Here is a 15,582-nt window from a genome sequence, read left to right on the forward strand (position 1 = left end):
TGCGATATAACACGGCATATATCACGGCACCCGCGCGGCGGCAGCCGTGCTGGACCTGACGACGAAACCGGGCGGCACGACGAGGCGCTCACACGTGCCCGCCCCCGCGTCGAGCTGCCGGAGCAGCACCTCGATGCAGTGCCTGCCCACCTGGTCGAAGTCCTGCCTGACCGTGGTGAGCGGGGGCGAGAAGAACGCCGACTCGGGGATGTCGTCGAAGCCCACGACGCTGATCTGGTCGGGTACCTTCACTCCTTCCTCGGAGAGCGCGCGCAGCACGCCCAGCGCCATCTGGTCGTTGGCCGCGAAGACGGCGGTGACGCCGTCCATCGCGGCCAGGCTCCGGCCGGCCGCGTAGCCGGCGTGCGGGCTCCAGTCGCCGGGCAGCGGCTCGGGCACCGGCCGGCCCGCCTCCTCCAGCGCGGCCCGCCAGCCCTCCAGCCGCCCCTCGGTCTCCAGCCAGTCGGGCGGGCCGGTGACGTGGTGGACGGTCCGGTGACCCAGCTCCAGCAGGTGCCGGGTGGCGAGCCTGGCGCCCTCGGCCTGGTCGATGCAGACCACCGAGACGTCGCCGCGCAGGGTGCCCTCGACCGCCACCGCCGGGGTGCCCGACGGCAGGCTCTCCAGCGCCGGGCCCGCCGAGCGCCGCGGCGCCACCACCACGACCCCGTCCACGCCCTGCTCGGACAGGTAGTCGATGGCGTCGCGGACGCTGTCGACGTCGAGCGTCTTCAGGCTCACGATGCTCACGAAGTAGCCGGCCGTCCTGGCCGCCTGCTCGATGCCGTAGATCGTGCTGGCCGGTCCGTAGAGCGTGGTGTCGAAGCTGACCACGCCGAGCATCCGCGACCGCTTGGTGACCAGTGCGCGGGCGGCCAGGTTGCGGCGGTAGCCGAGCCTGGTGATCGCCTCCTCCACCCGGGCCCTGGTGTCGGGCCGGACGTTGGGATGGTCGTTGAGCACCCGGGAGACCGTCTGGTGCGACACGCCGGCCTCCCTGGCCACGTCGGCCATCACCGGAGGGCGGCGCTTCGGTGGCGCTACCACGGTCTCTCCTTTCCAGCGGTACGGACGAGCGGGGCGGACGATCAGGCGGCGGCGCCCGCGCGGCGCTTGGTCCACACGTCGAAGGCGACGGCGGCCAGCAGCACGAGGCCCTTGACGAGCATGACCCGCTCACTCGGCGAGCCGATCAGGGACATGCCGTTGTTGATCACGGCCATGATGAGACCGCCGGTGATGGCCCCGACCACCTTGCCGACGCCGCCCTGGACGGCCGCGCCGCCGATGAAGGCCGCGGCGATCGCGTCGAGCTCGAACATGTTGCCCGCGGTGGGTCCCGCCTGGTTGAGCCGGCCGGCGAAGATGACGCCGGCGATGGCCGCCAGCACGCCCATGTTGACGAAGATCCAGAAGACGACCTTCTTGACCTTGACGCCGGACATGACCGCGGCCTGCAGGTTGCCGCCGATCGCGTAGATCTGCCGGCCGAACACGGTCTTGTTGGCCAGCAGCGAGTAGCCCAGCACCAGCACCGCGAGCAGCACCAGCACCCAGGGCAGGTTCTTGAACCGGGCGAGCTGCACGACCAGGAACAGGATGAGCGCGGCCCCCGCGGCCATCTTGACCACGAACACCGCGAACGGCTCCACGGCCTGCCCGTAACCCGCCCTGGCCGTCCGGGTGCGCCACTGCGAGACGACCATGCCCGCGATGGCGACCAGCGCGACCAGCAGGCTGAACAGGTCGGCGCCGCCTAGCGGGCCGAGCCCGACGTTGCCGAGATAGCCGCTGGTGAACCCGTTGGCCAGGGTGCGGACCTGGTCGGGGAACGGGCCGATGCCCTGGTTGCCGAGCACGGTCAGGGTGAGCGCGCGGAACAGCAGCATGCCCGCCAGCGTCACGATGAACGCCGGGATGCCGAAGTAGGCCACCCAGTAGCCCTGCCAGGCGCCGATGAGGGCGCCCGCCGCGATCGTGATCAGCAGAGCCAGCGGCCACGGCACGCCCATGTTGACCATGAGCACGGCCGAGATGGCGCCGGTGACCGCCACCACCGAGCCGACCGACAGGTCGATGTGCCCGGCGATGATGACCAGGATCATCCCGATGGCGAGGATCAGGATGTAGGAGTTCTGGACGATGATGTTCGAGATGTTCTGCGGCGTGAGGAGCGCGCCGTCGGTGAGGACCGAGAACAGCGCGACGATCAGCGCGAACGCGATGTAGATGCCGCTCGACCGCAGGTTGAGCGAGAGTCCGCCCAGAGAGACGCGGCCGGGCCGCTTCGGCTCTTCCGGTTCGCCGCCCGTGGCGCCGGCCGCCACGGCGGCGGGCGTGGTGCTGCTCATCTGGACCTACTCCTGTCCCGTGGTCGTTGCTTGGGTCATCAGTTGCATGAGGCGTTCCTGCGTGGCTTCCCCTCGCGGCAGCTCACCGGTGATGCGCCCCTCGGAGAGCGCGTAGACGCGATCGCACAGGCCCAGCAGCTCCGGCAGCTCCGAGGAGATCACCAGCACCGCCTTGCCCTCGTCGGCCAGCCGGTTGATGATCGTGTAGATCTCGTACTTGGCGCCGACGTCGATGCCCCGGGTGGGCTCGTCGAGGATGAGCACGTCGGGCTCGGTGAGGATCCACTTGGAGAGCACGACCTTCTGCTGGTTGCCGCCGCTCAGCTTGCCGACGACGCTCGACACGCTGGGCGCCTTGATGTTCATGCTCTTGTGGAAGCGCTCGGCGACCGCGTACTCCTCGTGCTCGTTCACCCAGCCGCGCCGCGACAGCCCGCTCAGGCCGGCGGCGGAGACGTTGCGCTTGATGTCCTCGATGAGGTTGAGCCCGTACCGCTTGCGGTCCTCGGTGGCGTAGGCCAGGCCGTGCCTGATCGCGTCCTGCACGGTGCGGATCTCGACCGGCCGGCCGTTCTTGAAGATCTTGCCGGAGATGTTGACCCCGTACGTGCGGCCGAAGACGCTCATCGCCAGCTCGGTGCGCCCGGCGCCCATGAGGCCGGCCAGTCCGACGATCTCCCCGCGGCGCAGCGTGAGCGAGGCGCCGTCGACGACCTTGCGGCCTGGCTGGCTGGGGCTGTGGACGGTCCAGTCCTCGATGCGCAGCGCCTCCTCGCCGATCTTCGGCTCGTGCGGGGGGAAGCGGTTGTCGAGGGCGCGGCCGACCATCCCGGAGATGATCCGGTCCTCGGTCACCTCGTCGGCGGCCATGTCGAGCGTCTCGATGGTGCGGCCGTCGCGGATGATCGTGACGGAGTCGGCGATCGCGGTGACCTCGTTCAGCTTGTGGGAGATGATCACGCAGGTGATGCCCTCGTCGCGCAGCCCGCGCAGCAGGTCGAGCAGGTGCGCGGAGTCGTCGTCGTTGAGCGCCGCGGTGGGCTCGTCGAGGATGAGCAGCTTCACCTCCTTCGACAGCGCCTTGGCGATCTCCACGAGCTGCTGCTTGCCGACGCCGATGTCGGAGACGACGGTGGTCGGGTTCTCCCGCAGGCCCACCCGCTTCATCAGCAGGCCGGCCTCGTAGTTGGTGCGGTTCCAGTCGATGACGCCGCGTTTGGCGCGCTCGTTGCCGAGGAAGACGTTCTCGGCGATCGACAGCTGCGGGCTGAGCGCCAGCTCCTGGTGGATGATGACGATGCCGGCGTGCTCGCTGTCGCGGATGCCGCCGAACGCGCACCGCTCCCCGTCGAAGTGGATGTCTCCCTCGTACGTGCCGTGCGGGTAGACGCCGGACAGCACCTTCATCAGCGTCGACTTGCCGGCGCCGTTCTCGCCGCAGATGGCGTGGATCTCGCCGCGCCGCACGGACAGGTTGACGTCCTGGAGCGCCTTGACGCCGGGAAACGTCTTGGTGATCCCGGTCATCCGCAGAATGTGATCGGTCATGGTCGAAGCCCCTCGGTCAGGGGCTCCGGGGGACGGGCCGTCCCCCGGAGCGCCGGCGCCTACTTGAGCTGGTCCTCGGTGTAGTAGTCGCCGCCGATGATGATCTCTTCGTAGTTGGTCTTGTCGACGATCACCGGGTCGAGCAGGAACGAGGGAACGACCTTGTTGCCGTTGTCGTAGTCCTTCTCGTTGTTCACCTCGGGCTTCTGGCCCTTGAGCACGGCGTCGGCCATCTTGACGGTGGTCTCGGCGAGCTTGCGGGTGTCCTTGAAGATCGTCGAGTACTGCTCGTCGGCGATGATCGACTTGACCGAGGCGAGCTCGGCGTCCTGGCCGGTCACGACCGGGTAGGGCTGGCCGCTGGTGCCGTAGCCGCTGCTCTTGAGCGCCGACAGGATGCCGATGGACAGTCCGTCGTACGGGGAGAGCACGCCGTCGACCTTGGTGTCGCCGGTGTAGGTCTTGGTGAGGATGTCCTCCATGCGCCGCTGCGCGGTGGCCGGGTCCCAGCGGAGGATCGCGGCGGTCTTGAAGTCGGTCTGGCCGCTCTTCACCACGAGCGTGCCGTCGTCGATCTTCGGCTGGAGGATCGACATGGCGCCGTTCCAGAAGAACGTGGCGTTGTTGTCGTCGGGCGAGCCGCCGAACAGCTCGACGTTGAACGGGCCCTTCTCGCCCTTGTCCACGCCGAGGCCCTGGAGCAGGGAGGTGGCCTGCTGGACGCCGACCTTGAAGTTGTCGAAGGTGGCGTAGTAGTCGACGTTCGGGCTGTTACGGATCAGCCGGTCGTAGGCGATGACCGGGATGCTGTTGTCCGCCGCCTGCTGGAGCTGGGAGGTGAGCGCCGTGCCGTCGATCGAGGCCACGATCAGGAGCTTGGCGCCCTTGGTGATCTGGTTCTCGATCTGGTTGGCCTGGGTGGGGATGTCGTTCTCGGCGTACTGCAGGTCGACCTGGTAGCCGAGCGCCTCAAGCTGCTTCTTGACGTTGTCGCCGTCGTGGATCCACCGCTCCGACGACTTGGTCGGCATGGTGACGCCGACCAGCGCGCCGGCGTTGCCGTCGGCCGCGCCGGAGGACGCCTCGGCGTCGACGGTCTTCTGGCTGGAGCCGCAGGCCGTCATGGTGGCGGCGAGCGCGATCGCGGTGACCACGCCTCCGATCCGTCCCAACCTCATCGTGTGTGTCTCCTCGCTTGAAAGATCACGGCAGCGCGAGTCGCCAAGGCTGCCCATGAACGAAACGGTTCACCACAAGGGGGGATGAACCAGAACAAAACTCGCATCCGTTGACCAGGATTGTTATCGCTAACAACCATGGTGTCAACATCTGAGCGTAACCTCCTGGTAACGTTCACATGCACGCTCCTCGCAGGTCAGGACCGTGTTCGGGCCGAGAACAACCGCTGCAGCAGGATGAAGGCGAACAGCAGCATGCCGATGACGATCTTGGTCCACCAGGAGCTCAGCGTGCCCTCGAAACTGAGGACGGTCTGGATGAGGCCGAGCACCAGCACACCCAGCACGGTGCCCAGCAGGAAACCGGTTCCGCCCGTGAGCAGGGTGCCGCCGATGACCACCGCCGCGATCGCGTCCAGCTCCATGCCGACCGCGTGCAGCCCGTACCCGGAGAGCATGTAGAACGACAGCACCACGCCGCCGAGCGCCGAGCAGAAGCCGGAGATCGTGTAGACCGCCACCTTCGTGCGGCCCACGGGCAGGCCCATGAGCAGCGCCGACTGCTCGCTGCCGCCGGTGGCGTAGACCGCCCGGCCCAGCCGCGTGTAGTGCAGCACGTACGCGGCCACCAGCACCACCACCGCCGCGATGATCACACTCGGCGAGATCCACATGTCGGCGACCAGGTCGATCCTGGTCTGCGCGAACGCGGTGAACGTGGGGTCGGTGATCGGGATGGACTCGGTGCCGATCGTGTAGCAGAGCCCTCTGGCCAGGAACATCCCGGCCAGCGTGACGATGAACGGCTGGATGTCGAAGGCGTGGATCAGATAGCCCATCACCAGGCCCAGTGCCGAGCCGACGAGCAGCACCAGCGGCACCACCACGTACGGCGGCCAGCCCGGCCCGGTCATCAGGCTCGCCGCGATCATCGTCGACAGCGCCACCACCGAGCCCACCGACAGGTCGATGCCGCCGGTGAGGATCACGAACGTCATCCCGACCGCCACGATCAGCAGGAAGGCGTTGTCGATGAAGACGTTCAGCACGATCTGCCCGGTGGCGAACCCCTCGTAGCGGATGCCGCCCGCCACGAACATGGCGACGAACAGGCAGGCCGTCACCAGCACCGGCACGTACTTGGCGGGGATCGTCCTGCCCCCACCGAGGCTGAGCGTCGTCATGTGCTCACCCGTACTTTCTCCTCGGTCACGGGGCGGGGTGGAGCGGCCCGGCCGCGCCGGTGGAACACCTTGTCGCGGAAGGCCTGAGACTGGATCAGGCAGACCGCGGTCACCACGAGCGCCTTGAACAGCAGCGTGGTCTCCGGCGGCACGCCGATGGAGTAGATCGTGGTGGTCAGCGTCTGGATGATCAGCGCGCCGATCACCGTGCCGCCGAGCGAGAACCGGCCGCCGGCCAGCGACGTGCCGCCGATCACCACGGCCAGGATGGCGTCCAGCTCGATCCACAGGCCGGCGTTGTTGCCGTCGGCGCTGGACACGTTCGAGCTGATCATGAGGCCGGCCACGCCCGCGCACAGGGCGGCGAACGCGTACACCATGACGATGATCCCGCGCGCCCGGATGCCGGCCAGCCGGCTCGCCTCCGCGTTGCCGCCGACCGACTCGATGAGCATGCCGAGGGCCAGCCGCCGGGTGAGGAACGCGGTGATCGCCAGCACGGCCATCACGATGAGGATGCCGAACGGCACCGTCAGCAGGTAGCCGCCGCCGATGAGCTTGAAGGCGGGGTCGTTGACGGTGATGATCTGCCCGTCGGTGATGAGCTGGGCCAGGCCGCGCCCGGCCACCATGAGGATCAGGGTGGCGATGATCGGCTGGATGCCGACCGCCGCGACCAGGAACCCGTTCCAGGCGCCGAGCAGCGTGCACAGGCCGAGCGCCAGCGCCACGGCCGCGAACAGGCCCTGGTCCTGGCTGATCTGCAGGCAGGCGAGCGCCCCCGAGATGGCCACGATCGAGCCGACCGACAGGTCGATGCCGCCGGTCGCGATGACCAGCGTCATGCCCAGCGACACCAGGATCAGCGGCGCACCGAACCGCAGGATGTCGATGAGGCTCCCGTACAGGTGGCCCTCGCGGAGCTGGATGGAGAAGAAGCCCGGCGTGAAGATCAGGTTGACCAGTAACAGCGCGGCCAGGACCAGGATCGGCCAGAGCAGACGGCGCATCAGATCCTGCCTCCGCTCGCGATGGTCTCCATGATCACGTCCTTGGTCAGCTCGTCGTCGTTGGGCAGCTCGGCGATCATCCGGCGGTCGCGCAGCACCGCGACCTTGTGGCTGAGCCTCAGCACCTCCTCCAGCTCGGCGGAGATGAACAGCACCGCCACGCCGCCACCGGACAGCTCGGCGACCAGCCGCTGGATCTCCGTCTTGGCGCCCACGTCGATGCCGCGGGTGGGCTCGTCGAGGATGAGCAGCCGCGGCTCCAGGATCAGCCAGCGGGCCAGCAGCACCTTCTGCTGGTTGCCGCCGCTGAGGTTGCGCACCGGGATCTCCGGGTTGGGCGGGCTGATCCGCAGCGCCTTGACGTACTTGTCCACCAGCTCGTCCTGCTGCTCGCGGGGCACCGGCCTGGTCCAGCCGCGGGTGGCCTGGAGGGCGAGGACGATGTTCTCGCGGACGGTGAGGTCCTCGATGAGGCCGTCGCGCTTGCGGTTCTCCGAGCAGAAGGCGATCTTGTGGCCCATCGCGGCCCTGGGCGTGCGCAGTGTGACCGGCTCGCCGCCGATCGAGAGCTGCCCGGCGGCGTGGTCGGCGCCGAACAGCAGCCGGGCCACCTCGGTGCGGCCGGAGCCGAGCAGCCCGGCGAGCCCGACCACCTGGCCCTCGTGGATGGTCAGCGTGAACGGCTCGATCGCGCCCGGCCGGCCCAGATCGCGGGCCTCGACCAGCGGCGTGGCGAAGCTCCTCGCCTCGCCGTGCAGCTTGTCGAGCGCCTCCAGCTCCTGGCCGATCATCTTGGCGACCAGCTCGACCTGGCTGAGCTCGCGGGTGAGGTACTCCCCCACCAGCCGCCCGTTGCGCAGGATCGTCATCCGGTCGGAGATCTCGTACACCTGGTCCAGGAAGTGCGTGACGAACAGGATGGCGATGCCCTCGTCCTTGAGCCTGCGCATCACCTGGAAGAGCTGGCCCACCTCGTCGGCGTCCAGGCTGGAGGTGGGCTCGTCCAGGATGAGCACGCGGGCCTCGACGTCGAGCGCGCGGGCGATGGCCACCATCTGCTGGATGGCCAGCGAGTACGACGACAGCGGCGCCGAGACGTCCAGGTCCAGGTCCATCCGCGCCAGCAACTCCCGGGCGCGGGCCCGCATCCGCTGCCAGTCGATGCGCCCGAAGCGGCGCGGCTCGCGGCCGATGAGGATGTTCTCGGCCACCGACAGGTTCGTGCAGAGGTTGACCTCCTGGTAGACGGTGCTGATCCCGGCCTGCCTGGCCTCCAGCGGGCTGCCGAAGGCGACGGGTTTCCCGGCCAGTTCGACGGCGCCCTCGTCGGCGGTGTGCACGCCGGTCAGCACCTTGATCAGGGTGGACTTGCCCGCGCCGTTCTCGCCCATGAGCGCGTGCACCTCGCCGGGCAGCAGCCGCAGGTCCACGCGGTCGAGGGCGCGCACGCCCGGGAACTCTTTGCCGATCCCGCTCATCCGCAGGATCGGCGCGGGTGCGTCCATCCGGCGCCCCCTCCCTTCCCGACCGGGCCGACCGCGCGGCCGGCCCGGTCGTCAGCGATCAGTACTGCCGGCTGGGCAGGGCCTCCTTGGCCTGCTCCTGGGTGAAGGTGGTCTCCTCCGTCACCACGCGGGCGGGTACGCTCTCGCCGGCGACGACCTTCTTGGCCAGGTCCATCAGCTGCGGGCCGAGCAGCGGCGAGCACTCCACGATGTAGTTGATCTTCCCGTCGGCGAGCGCCTGCATCCCGTCCTTGACGGCGTCGACCGTGATGATCTTGATGTCCTTGCCGGGCACCTTGCCCGCGCCCTCGATCGCCTCGATCGCGCCCAGGCCCATGTCGTCATTGTGCGCGTAGAGCACGTCGATGTCCGGATGCGCCTTCAGGAAGGCCTCCATGACCTCCTTGCCCTTGGCCCTGGTGAAGTCGCCGGTCTGCGAAGCGATGATCTTGAACTTCGGGTCGGCGCCGATGACCTCGGCGAAGCCCGACTTGCGGTCGTTGGCCGGGGCCGAGCCGGTCGTGCCCTGCAGCTCGACGATGTTGACGGTGTCGGAGGCGTCCTTGTACTCCTCCACCAGCCACTGGCCGGCCTTCTTGCCCTCCTCGACGAAGTCGGAGCCGAGGAAGGTCTTGTACAGGGAGGTGTCCGCCGAGTCGACGGCCCGGTCGGTCAGGATGACCGGGATGTTGGCGCCCTGGGCCTCCTTGAGCACGGTGTCCCAGCCGGACTCGACGACCGGCGAGAAGGCGATGACGTCCACCTTCTGCTGGATGTAGGAGCGGATCGCCTTGATCTGGTTCTCCTGCTTCTGCTGGGCGTCGGAGAACTTGAGCGTGATGCCGGCTTCCTTGGCCGAGTCCTGGACGGACTTGGTGTTCGCGGTCCGCCAGCCGCTCTCCGCGCCGACCTGGGAGAAGCCCATGACGATCGCGTCGCCGCCGCCGCCTCCTCCCGCTTCGGAGCCGCCGCCGCTTTCGGAGCCGCATCCCGCCAGGGTCGCCGCGGCGAGCCCGGCGACGACCAGCATCGAGATCCTCTTCAACACGTGGGGGGTGTCCTTTCTGAGTTGTGAGCGCTAACACCTGGGGCGTGCGAGCGCCGTCCTGCAAGTGGCCGGGCTCAGCGCCCGGCCGTGCTGACGCGGGGGACGAACATGGGAGGGACGACGAGCCGCCCGCTTGCCTGCGGTCCGCCGGCCTCGATCTGCCGCAGCAGCACCCCGATGCTGTGCCGCCCGACCGCGCCGAAATCCTGCCTGATGGTGGTGAGCGGGGGCGAGAAGAACGCCGACTCGGGGATGTCGTCGAAGCCGACGACGCTCACCTGGCCGGGCACTCTCACCCCCTTCTCCGTGAAGGCCCGCAGCACGCCCAGCGCCATCTGGTCGTTGGCCACGAAGACCGCCGTGACGCCGGCCATGCTGGCCAGGCTGCGCCCGGCCTCGTAGCCGGAGCGCGGACTCCAGTCGCCGGCCAGCGGCTCGGGCGCCTCCCGGCCGGCCCGTTCGAGCGCGGACCGCCAGCCGGCGACCCGTCCCTCGGCCTCCAGCCAGTCGCCCGGCCCGCGCACGTGCCAGACGGTCTCGTGGCCCAGGTCCAGCAGGTGCTGGGTGGCGAGCCTGCCGCCCTCGACCTGGTCCACGCAGACGACCGGCACCTCGCCGGCCTCGCCGCCCTCGACCGCGACCACCGGGATGTCGAGCGGCAGGTCGGCCAGCGCCTGGGCGGCCGACCGCTGCGGCGCGACCACCACGATGCCGTCGACGCCCTGGTCGGCCAGGTAGTCGAGGGCGTCGCGGACGCCGGTCCTGTCGATGGACTTGAGGCTGACGATGCTGATGAAGTAACCGGCCGCCCTGGCCGCCTGCTCGATGCCGTACACCGTGCTGGCCGGCCCGTAGAGCGTGGTGTCGAAGCTCACCACGCCCAGGGTCCTGGAGTGCTTGGTGACCAGCGCGCGGGCGACGAGGTTGCGGCGGTAGCCCAGCTTGTCGATCGCCTCCAGCACCCGGGTCCGGGTCTCGGTGCGCACGTTGGGATGGTCGTTGAGGACGCGCGAGACCGTCTGGTGGGAGACGCCGGCCTCCTTGGCCACGTCCGCCATCACCGGCGGGCGGCGTCCTCGGTCAACTCCCACGGCCGTGCTCCTTTCGGGCTTGGGACGACTGTGAACGTTAACAAGCCGGTCCGTCAAGGATCGTTTCGATTACGGTCGCGTTACGCGGCGGACTCTTGACGGGCCGCCGGACGCGCCCTTAACTAAGCGCTGTTGCTCATTGTTAACGCTAAACCTTGGTTGTTAGCGTTAACAAATCTCACCCCCCGAGGGAGCTCCATGTGACCCGACTCGCCTTGGCCGTCATGCTCGTGGCGGGGCTGCTCACCGCGCCGGCGCACGCGCGGGCGGCGGAACCGGTCCCGGACGGCGCGGCCGTCGACCAGTTCGACGCCGGCGCGCTCGGCCCCGACTGGACCGTGCTTTCCCGCGACGACAGCCGGTGGTCGCTCACCGAGCAGCCCGGCTCGCTGCGCGTGCACGCCCTGCCCGGCGACACCTACCAGGGCACGAACACGGCCAGGAACCTCTTCCTCATGGACATCCCCGCCGGCGACTTCGAGGTGGTCACGAGCGTCCGCGCGCCGGTCGCGCTCGACTTCCAGAGCGCCGGCATCCTGGCCTGGCAGGACTGGGACAACTACGTGCGGACCGGGCTGGCCCACGTGGGCTCCGCCGGCGGGCAGGTGATCGAGACCGACACCGAGGTCGGCGCGGCCTTCACCGCGGCCTTCTCGGCCCGGCCGGGCTCCTCCGCCGAGATCGTCAAGCTGACCAGGACCGGCGCCGAGTTCGTCTCGTCCACCTGGGACGGCGCCGCCTGGCAGGAGGCCTCCCGGGTTACGGCGGACATCGACGTCAGGCAGGTCGGCCTGTTCGCGCTGGCCGCGCAGAACGGCACCTCGATGGCGGCCGACTTCGACTACTTCGCGGTCAAGGCGGCGCCGGGCCGGCCGGTCGTGCCCGAGGGCACGTTCACGCTCCGGCACGCGGGCGAGGACCCGTACCTGTCGGCCGACGCCTCCGGCGCCGTGCGGGCGACGGCGAAACCTCCGATGACCAGCCTCGCGCTGACGGCCGAGCCGGGCGGGCAGCTCAAGGACGCGGACACCGGGAAGTACCTGGAGGTCTCGGGCAGCCGGGTCCGCCTGGGCGCCACCGGATCGGCTTTCCAGCTCACCGACGCGGGCGGTGGCAAGGTCACGGTCATCTCAGGCGACCGCCACCTCGCCGTCAGCGGAGGCAGACTCGTGGCCGGTGCCGGCGCCGGCAAGTTCCGCGTCGAGGGCTACACCACCGGCGAGCTGTCCGTCGACACCGGGGCGAAGGGCAAGAAGGTCGGCCGCGACCTGTACGGGGTCTTCTACGAGGACATCAACCACGCCGCCGACGGCGGGCTCTACGCCGAGCTGGTTCAGAACCGCTCGTTCGAGTTCGACCGGGTCGACGAGCCGAGCTACCACGGCCTGACCGCGTGGAGCGAGGTCGAGCGCGGCGGCACCGCCGCAGCGGCGGTCTCCGGCGAGCGGCCGCTCAACCCCGCCAACCGCAACTACCTGCGCCTGGAGGTGACCGGCGGCCCGGCCGGGGTGCTGAACGCGGGCTTCAACACCGGTCTGCCGCTGAAGCGGGGCGCGCGCTACGACCTGTCGTTCTGGGCCCGCCGCGACACCCCCGGCACGGTGACGGTGACCGTCGAGAGCGGTTCGGACGCGTACGGGAAGGCGGCCGTCAAGGTGCGGGCGGGCGGCTGGACCAAGTACGAGACCTCGTTCAGGGCGACCGGCACCACCGACGCCGGCCGGCTCGTGCTGCTGGCCCCGGAGGGCAGGACCGATCTCGACATGGTCTCGCTGTTCCCGCGTGAGACGTTCAAGAACCGGCCGAACGGCATGCGGGAGGACCTGGCCCGGCTGATCGCCGACCTGGAGCCGCGCTTCCTGCGCTTCCCGGGCGGCTGCGTGACCAATGTCGGCACGTACGACCCGTACAGCGAGAACCAGGACCGGCGGCGCATCTACCAGTGGAAGGAGACGATCGGCCCGGTCGAGGAGCGGCCGGCGAACTTCAACTTCTGGGGCTACAACCAGAGCTACGGGATCGGCTTCTACGAGTACTTCCAGTTCGCCGAGGACCTCGGGGCCGAGGCGCTGCCGGTGCTGTCGGTGGGCGTGAACGGCTGCGGCGAGAACCGGCCGCTGACCGACCCGGCCAAGCTGGACCGCTGGGTCCAGGACACGCTGGACCTGATCGAGTTCGCCAACGGGTCGGTCACCTCCCCCTGGGGGAAGAAGCGGGCCGAGCTGGGGCATCCCAAGCCGTTCGGGCTGGACTACATCGGGCTGGGCAACGAGGAGATCTATCCGGAGTTCTTCGACAACTACCCGAAGTTCGCGAACGCGATAAAGGCGAAATATCCGGATATCAAGATCATCAGTAACGCGGGGCAGACCTCGCAGGGCGCCTGGTTCGACCGGATGTGGCAGTTCGCCCGCGACCAGAAGGCCGACCTGGTCGACGAGCACTACTACAACAACCCCGACTGGTTCCTGACCAACAACCGGCGCTACGACTCCTACGACCGCGAGGGGCCGAAGGTGTTCGTCGGCGAGTACGCCTCGCGCGGCAACACGTTCTTCAACGCGCTGTCCGAGGCGTCCTACCTGACCGGCATCGAGCGCAACGCCGACGTGGTGGAGCTGGCCGCGTACGCGCCGCTGCTGGCCAACGTCGACTACGTGGACTGGACGCCGGACCTCATCTGGTTCGACAACGACGAGGCGTACGGGTCGCCCAGCTACCACGTGCAGAAGCTGTTCTCCACGAACGTCGGCGACACGGTGCTGCCGAGCGCGTTCGAGGGCACGAACCGGCCCGTCGAGGACATCTCCGGCGCGGTCGGGCTGGGCTCCTGGAACACCTCGGTCCGGTACGACGACGTCAAGGTCACGGCGGCCGACGGGACCGTCCTGCTGGAGGACGACTTCGCCGAGGGCTCCGCCCGGTGGCGGCCCGGCGTCGGCACCTGGGCCGTCCAAGATGGGGCGTACGCGCAGACGGCGCTCGTGGAGGACGCCCGGTCCACCGCCGGGTCGGCGGACTGGTCGAACTACACGATGGAGCTGACCGCCCGCAAGGTGGGCGGGGCGGAGGGCTTCCTGGTGATGTTCGGGGTCCGCGACAGCGGAAACTTCTACTGGTGGAACCTCGGCGGCTGGAACAACACCCAGTCGGCGGTGGAGAAGGCGGTCGACGGCGCCAAGGCGTCGATCGCGACGTCCGCCACCACGATCGAGACCGGGCGCGACTACCGGCTGAAGGTGGAGGTGTCCGGCCGGAAGATCACGCTCTGGCTGGACGGGCAGAAGGTGAACGAATTCACCGACCACGCCATGGTGGAGCCGCTCTACCAGGTGGTCTCGAAGGACGCGAAGTCGGGCGATCTGGTGATCAAGGCCGTCAACGCGCAGGACACCGCCGTGCGCGGCACGGTGGACCTGGGCCGGGCGCGCGTCGGGCGCACGGCCACGGTCACCTCGCTGACCGGCTCGCCCTCGGACGTCAACTCCATCGCCGACCCGGACCGGATCGCGCCGGTGGAGCAACGGGTGACGGGCTTCTCCCGCTCGTTCGCCTACGACTTCCCGGCCCACTCGGTCACCTTCATCAGGCTGGGCGGGGACCGGTGAACCGGGCGGCCCGGGCGGGGGCACACGCCCGGGCCGCCCTCTCACATCCGGGCGGTGGAGTCCCTGATGACGAGCTTGCAGTCCATCTTGTGGACCCCCGGCGTCGCCTTGCCGCCGATCGCCGCGAACAGGTGCTGGGCCGCCGTGCGCCCCAGCCGCTCCAGGCTGGGGTCGACGGTCGTCAGCGGCGGCCGGGTCTCGGCGGCCAGCACTTCCCAGTTGTCGTAGCCGACCACCGCGAGGTCGTCGGGCACCCGCCGCCCCAGCTCGCGGGCCGCCTCCACGAACCCGGCCGCGATCTGGTCGCTGCCGCAGAAGACCGCGTCGATCTCGGGGCCCGCCGTCAGCAGCATCTCGGCGGCGTGCCGCCCCCACCGCTGCGACCACGTCCCCCACAGCGTCTCCCCGGCCTGCGCCACCCCGGCCTCGCCGAGCGCCGCGGCCAGCCCTTCGGCGCGGTCGCCAGCGGCCTTGTAGTCGACCGGGCCGGTGACGTGCGCGATCCGGCGCCGCCCGAGCGCGAGCAGGTGGCGCACCGCGAGCATCGCCCCGCCCACGTCGTCGGGCACGAACGAGACGTCCGACGGATCCTCCGACGGCCCGTACGCGTACACGACCGGCACCGGCAGGTCCTTGCTCACCGAGGGCCGCGGGTCGGTGCTCTCCCCCACCACGATCAGCCCGTCGACGCGCCGCGACAGCAGCGCCCGCAGGTGGTGCTGCTCCCTGATCGCGTCGCCGCGGGCGTCGCACAGCAGCACCGCCATCTCCCCCGCGCCGAACGCGTCCTCCGCACCGAGCAGCACCGGGATGCTGAACCGGCCCGCGCTGTCGGAAGTGAGCAGCCCCACCGTGCGGGTCTGCCCGGACAACAGCCCGCGCGCGAGCGGGCTCGGCTGGAACGCCAGCTCCTCCGCGGCCGCCAGCACCCGCTGCCGGGTGGAGGCCCGCACGTCCTGCCGCCCGTTGAGCGCCTTGGACGCCGTGGCGACCGACACCCCCGCCAGCGAGGCCACATCGTTGATGGTCGCCCGCCTAACCGCCATCTCTCGAAACCCT

11 protein-coding genes are annotated in these 15,582 nt (G+C 69.6%); 1 reads left to right on the forward strand and 10 read right to left on the reverse strand.

Annotated features, from left to right (window positions below):
- Positions 1-21: 21 nt before the first annotated feature.
- The 9 genes from AB0K05_RS18635 to AB0K05_RS18675 form a co-directional block, all read right to left on the reverse strand.
- Positions 22-1,014, reverse strand: coding sequence for a LacI family DNA-binding transcriptional regulator (locus AB0K05_RS18635; RefSeq protein WP_148034375.1), 993 nt, complete (start codon positions 1,012-1,014; stop codon positions 22-24).
- A gap of 74 nt (positions 1,015-1,088) precedes the next feature.
- On the reverse strand, positions 1,089-2,351 hold the full coding sequence (gene mmsB, locus AB0K05_RS18640) for a multiple monosaccharide ABC transporter permease (protein WP_222708857.1): 1,263 nt from the start codon (positions 2,349-2,351) through the stop codon (positions 1,089-1,091).
- Positions 2,352-2,357: 6 nt separating this feature from the next.
- Positions 2,358-3,899, reverse strand: a complete 1,542-nt coding sequence (mmsA, locus tag AB0K05_RS18645; RefSeq protein WP_271277122.1) for a multiple monosaccharide ABC transporter ATP-binding protein — start codon at positions 3,897-3,899, stop codon at positions 2,358-2,360.
- A 59-nt stretch (positions 3,900-3,958) separates the two neighbouring features.
- On the reverse strand, positions 3,959-5,077 hold the full coding sequence (gene chvE / locus AB0K05_RS18650) for a multiple monosaccharide ABC transporter substrate-binding protein (protein WP_364230363.1): 1,119 nt from the start codon (positions 5,075-5,077) through the stop codon (positions 3,959-3,961).
- Positions 5,078-5,274: 197 nt separating this feature from the next.
- Positions 5,275-6,261, reverse strand: a complete 987-nt coding sequence (gene yjfF, locus AB0K05_RS18655) for a galactofuranose ABC transporter, permease protein YjfF (protein ID WP_148030074.1) — start codon at positions 6,259-6,261, stop codon at positions 5,275-5,277.
- Complete coding sequence (locus AB0K05_RS18660; RefSeq protein ID WP_364230367.1) at positions 6,258-7,271, reverse strand: ABC transporter permease; 1,014 nt, start codon at positions 7,269-7,271, stop codon at positions 6,258-6,260. Before AB0K05_RS18660 ends, yjfF begins: the two co-directional genes overlap by 4 nt.
- Positions 7,271-8,776, reverse strand: coding sequence for a sugar ABC transporter ATP-binding protein (locus AB0K05_RS18665; RefSeq protein ID WP_364230370.1), 1,506 nt, complete (start codon positions 8,774-8,776; stop codon positions 7,271-7,273). Before AB0K05_RS18665 ends, AB0K05_RS18660 begins: the two co-directional genes overlap by 1 nt.
- A 58-nt stretch (positions 8,777-8,834) precedes the next feature.
- Positions 8,835-9,824 (reverse strand): ABC transporter substrate-binding protein, encoded by a 990-nt coding sequence (locus AB0K05_RS18670; RefSeq protein WP_222708856.1) that lies wholly within the window; start codon positions 9,822-9,824, stop codon positions 8,835-8,837.
- A gap of 74 nt (positions 9,825-9,898) precedes the next feature.
- The gene (locus tag AB0K05_RS18675; protein ID WP_364230430.1) at positions 9,899-10,882 is read right to left on the reverse strand and encodes a LacI family DNA-binding transcriptional regulator; all 984 of its coding nucleotides are present in this window, start codon (positions 10,880-10,882) and stop codon (positions 9,899-9,901) included.
- A 233-nt stretch (positions 10,883-11,115) separates the two neighbouring features.
- Between AB0K05_RS18675 and AB0K05_RS18680 the strand changes: the two genes are divergently transcribed.
- Complete coding sequence (locus AB0K05_RS18680; protein ID WP_364230373.1) at positions 11,116-14,523, forward strand: alpha-L-arabinofuranosidase C-terminal domain-containing protein; 3,408 nt, start codon at positions 11,116-11,118, stop codon at positions 14,521-14,523.
- A gap of 41 nt (positions 14,524-14,564) precedes the next feature.
- Here AB0K05_RS18680 and AB0K05_RS18685 read toward each other — a convergent pair whose 3' ends face one another.
- Entirely contained in the window at positions 14,565-15,569 is a 1,005-nt protein-coding gene (locus AB0K05_RS18685; protein ID WP_148030069.1) for a LacI family DNA-binding transcriptional regulator, read from the reverse strand.
- Positions 15,570-15,582: the final 13 nt, after the last annotated feature.

This window comes from Nonomuraea sp. NPDC049486 (assembly GCF_040676925.1).
In the GTDB taxonomy this organism is placed as follows: domain Bacteria; phylum Actinomycetota; class Actinomycetes; order Streptosporangiales; family Streptosporangiaceae; genus Nonomuraea; species Nonomuraea ferruginea.